Below are 4,302 nucleotides of genomic sequence, written 5' to 3' on the forward strand. Positions count from 1 at the left end.
GAGGATTGAAAAGCTGTACTGCGGTAAGATCGCTGTTGGCTTTGCTGATGAGTGTGACTGTGTAGGTGACGACTTCGCCGATCACTGCTTCACGCTTGTTGGCTGTGATTCCGGCTTCCAGCAGACCGGCTCCCTGGGAAACCTGAAGGCTGATTTTCTGGAACTTCCAGTTGGTATTGCCCAGGTCACAGGAGCATACTGGAAACACTGCCGCTCCAATATTGCAGGAATCTTTTACAGACACATGGCTGATAGAACTCTGAGCGACTGAGATTTTAGAGGCAACAGAGGGCACTGTAGAAGTTATCCTGATCAGATTCTCATCTGATCCCTCAAGATACAGTTTACCGCTGAAAACCTGGATTCCAGTTGTATTAAAATTCAGTGCCTTGCCCCCAGAGGTGCAGGCGAAATTGTTGAAAGTCGTGGAACCGATAAAAATAGCCATCCCCTGCCCGGATACTTCAACTGTACCGCCACCATGATTGAAAACGCCGGACTGATTCCAGGCCACTCCATTCCCTGACAGAACAGTTCTGCCTGATGTAGCCACGTAAGTGGAATTGTTGGTCCAGTCCCCTCCGAAGTTGTTGTCGCAGGTGCCTCCATTGAAAGTACCTGTATTACTGAAATTACCGTTACAGGTGAAGGCGGAATTTCCATTGATAGACAAGCTGCCACCTGAGATGATGATGTTGCCTGTTACGGTTAGATTCTGGCCGTTCAGTTTCAGCGTGGCGTCGCTTTGGATCAGCAGGTTATGTACTGTAACCGGCCTTGATATTTGAGGCTGGTTCGCTGCCCGGGCAATGATCACGCTGTCGTCAGGAGCAGGTACAACCCCATGATCCCAGTTCGACGGATTTGCCCAATCAGGATTGGCATTGCCAATCCATGACTGTGAACTGCCACAGAGAGCAGGGTCCTGTGCCAGTATCAGGAGGGCAAGCAAAAAGAGCACTTTATTCAAATTCAAGTCCTGCACCTCATGCAGCTATGTTTAGCGGAAAGCTGTTTTCTCTGATTTCACGGCTTTTTCCAGATTTCTCCAAAGGGAAAATTTGTAAAATCGCCACATATCGAGAAAATGCTCTCCATACAATATCTATGCAGAAATTAATCACCTATCGGAGATATAAAAAGGTAACTTTATTTTCAGGTAAAATCGCCTGGTTGAGAGAAACGGTTGGGACGAAAAAGTGGCCTAACTGTCAATAATTAACGGAGTGTTTGCTTTGGTAATGTGGTATTTCTACTATTTGGAACAAAATGACTGTTATAAATTGATGGATGATGAAACTGCTGTAATTATTTGTGTATCAGAAAAAAAATCGGGATACTGATAATGATAAGCATTGCTTGAATGGAGAGGCTGGTATCAGAAAATTCCTGCCCGTCAAAATTTTACAGGTTTAACCTTTTTTCGTTGGTGTATAGATATATTTCCAGATTCCATCCAGTTCCACTTTAGCCATGCCGTCCTTGAAGTCCGTGGCATATTCAAACTGAGGATCTATCACAGGTTTACCAGAAAAGTCGATGTAACCCCATTTTGATCCCAGCGCTATCCTGGCATATCCTTCGGAAAACGGAAAGACACAATCATAGATCATTGGAATCACCAGCTCGCCGTTGATGTTGATATATCCCCATTTCTCATCGAGCTTTACTGGCGCCAGGCCTTCGGAAAAATTCAGTGCATCATTGAATAATGGTTGCACTGCAACTGCTCCATCCTTATCTACAAAACCCCATTTTTCCCCGATTTGCACGAGAGAACGGTTTTCTGAAAAATGTTCTGTAAGTTCCAGCAATGGATTGAAGCCTTCTATGTCATGGATTTCTTCACTGTGTTGCAGTTTGCCCGGTCTGCCTGCAAGAGGCACAATTTCCCTGAATTCCCTGGAGAGTATATCCCTGTCTGCCTGCAGTTTCTTCAGTTTGGGAGTGAGCTCTTCCCGCTTCAAGTCAGCGAAAGTGTTTTCCCGGTTATGTCGCTGATATTCCACGGCGACAACCTCAGTCTGCATGCATTCCTCTGTAGAAGGAAAGAGGTAAAGTCTTTTCGGATCTGGAAAATAAAAGGTACTGCTCTTACTTTTTAATTCCGCAATGTCTTTATTTATCATCATTGCAATCAGACTGATCCTGTCAGCCAGAGTGGCAGCTACCATCACTTCTCCACTTGACTTCAATTTTTCAACTCTCAAAGGCTTGGCAGGTTTGATCTGTTCTGCGGCAGTTACTTCACAGAATTCAATCAAATCCGGCTGCGCCTTTTCAGCGGGGGTGATTGCCTTGGGCTTAGCCACTTCTTTGGAAGATGTGATTACAGCCGAGAGCTTCTCTGCGAGTTCACTATACAATGAGCTGAAAGTAGATAAATTGGAGGAAGCCCCATCGCTTCCAGAACTTTTGCCGCTGTCAGTCTCTTTTTTCAAGAAAGCGGTTTTAGGTTCAGACATGACTTCCCTGCTGCCGCTGGATGCCGGTTTGAGCGGGCCGCTTTTAAGAGCATGCAGTTTCTCGTTGATTTTTTCTTTGAGTTCCTGAAAGGACTGGAAAGGCAGCTGCATTTGGATTGTTTGAGCTGCAAGCGACTTTGAAGTCTGCCGTTCTACTTTATTCTCTGCAGTCGAAGCTTCCGAGCTTTCTACTGTTCCTTTGCTGATTATCATAAGCTCTGCTGTTTTTTGACAGATCGCAGTGCTCTTGGAATGAGCTTTTTTTGTCACCTCAATCTCTCTTGAAGAAATACTGAGTGTTTTAACCTGTGTTCCCGGGACCACAACTTTTACAGGGGGTGATTTTTTCTCGATGTTTCCATCCTTTTTCGCATTTTCTGTCTCTATTTTCTGCCTGAGTTCTTCCACAATTTTTCCGGTATTGCGCAAATCGAATTCGGCAGTATCTGAGACGGAAATCTCTTTTGAGGTTTCTGCATTACGATCTTCATGATCCCAGCCGAAATCCTGACGCAGTTTCAAGAGAGATGATTTGGAGTCAAGCGGAGCTTTTTTCAACGCACTTCTAATTTTAGTCTCTGCGGTATCATGACTCGAGAGTAAGGACCGCGTTTCAATCGTGCCACTTTTTATCGTTCCTGCGCTGTTTATTCGATTTTCCCCAACTTTTGCAGGTTTTTCCGTCTGTGCTTTCGGCATCGACTTGACCTCTTCAGTGATCTTTTCTTCGCGGACTACTTCTGATGATTTGGTTACTTGGATTAAATTTACTTCGGGGGATAACCTCGCGGATGTCAACCCGGCCTGGCTTTCTGAAGAGTTGACATGTGCTTCAGCAGAACTGACTGGACATTGTTTTTCCAGATTAGCTGCCAGTATGGTTACCAGTGAAGATGTTGCTACCGTATCTCCGGAATCGACTGGATTCGGCTCTTTCAGCTTGTTGATTTCTTCAAATTCGACTTTTTTATGTACACTGGCCAGCTTTTCTTTGAGCAGGTTATACTTCTTGATCGTGATTTCCATTGTGCCGTCCATTTTGAGGTCCCCGTTCTGCCTGACTCTCTCTTCGAGCTGTTTTACCTCCTGCTCGGTGTCAGCCAGAGCCCGTTCCAGGCTTTGCACGTATAACGGGCTCTCTTGAACACTTTCTTCAGTCTCAATCGATTTTTTAAGGTAATATTCCCGGGTAGTGCTGTTCTCTGCACCAAATTTTTGAAGTTTGGGATTGTCAACAGACGCCAGCAACAGTTCCAGATTGTGCACCATGTTGGACATGCTGTCTGATCCGGCAGCCGGGGGGTCGACTTGTACTGCATGCAAAAAGGTTGTACAGACGACAACCAGCAGGATCAGATGTTTTGTAAATTTGTTTGTTTTCATGATTGCACCTGTTTCAATTGCCGTTATTCTTCTTCCCTGATCATCCTGGCGATGTGCTCAAGGGTCTCAATGGCTTCCTGCAGCTGGCCTCGCTCGTATTTATTCCTGGCAAGCTGATATTCATCCCTGAGCTTGTTTTCCAGCGCTACCTGCCGCCTTACATGAACTTCGGCTTCTGAGTACAGCATCTCCGAAATTTCACTGATCCTCTTAAGTTCTGCCGCTGCTTCTTTTTTCAGGCCCTTTGTCTTGTAATTCTCGGCAAGATTTTTGTGGTTGGCAATTTCCTGGCGGATCGGACTGTCCGCTTTTGAGAGTTCCTTGTCTACCAGTTCCATGGCCCACTGCCGGATGTTCTCTTCCTGAGGTGTCACTTTTCTGTGGTATTTCTCATCCGGAGCCTTGTCGTAGAAGATGCCTGTCAGATTCACGAACGGGCCGTGATGCTTGTAGT

3 protein-coding genes are annotated in these 4,302 nt (G+C 45.6%); all 3 read right to left on the reverse strand.

The features are described 5' to 3' along the window. Positions 1 to 976 (reverse strand): hypothetical protein (locus PHW04_19160; GenBank protein MDD2718014.1); only part of this gene is annotated, 976 nt, incomplete at its 3' end. A gap of 436 nt (positions 977 to 1,412) precedes the next feature. After that, positions 1,413 to 3,848 carry a WG repeat-containing protein gene (locus PHW04_19165; GenBank protein MDD2718015.1) on the reverse strand — a complete coding sequence of 812 codons (2,436 nt, stop codon included), beginning with the start codon at positions 3,846 to 3,848 and terminating at the stop codon, positions 1,413 to 1,415. A 23-nt stretch (positions 3,849 to 3,871) separates the two neighbouring features. Next, positions 3,872 to 4,302, reverse strand: a 431-nt coding sequence (locus PHW04_19170) for a hypothetical protein (GenBank protein ID MDD2718016.1), incomplete at its 5' end; no start/stop codon positions are given.

It is taken from the genome of Candidatus Wallbacteria bacterium, from assembly GCA_028687545.1.
In the GTDB taxonomy this organism is placed as follows: Bacteria; Muiribacteriota; JAQTZZ01; order JAQTZZ01; family JAQTZZ01; genus JAQTZZ01.

What these genes read in the sequence shown, in the direction of transcription:
- PHW04_19165 (MDD2718015.1), bottom strand. Translation starts at nt 3,848, where the DNA reads ATGAAAACAAACAAATTTACAAAACATCTGATCCTGCTGGTTGTCGTC.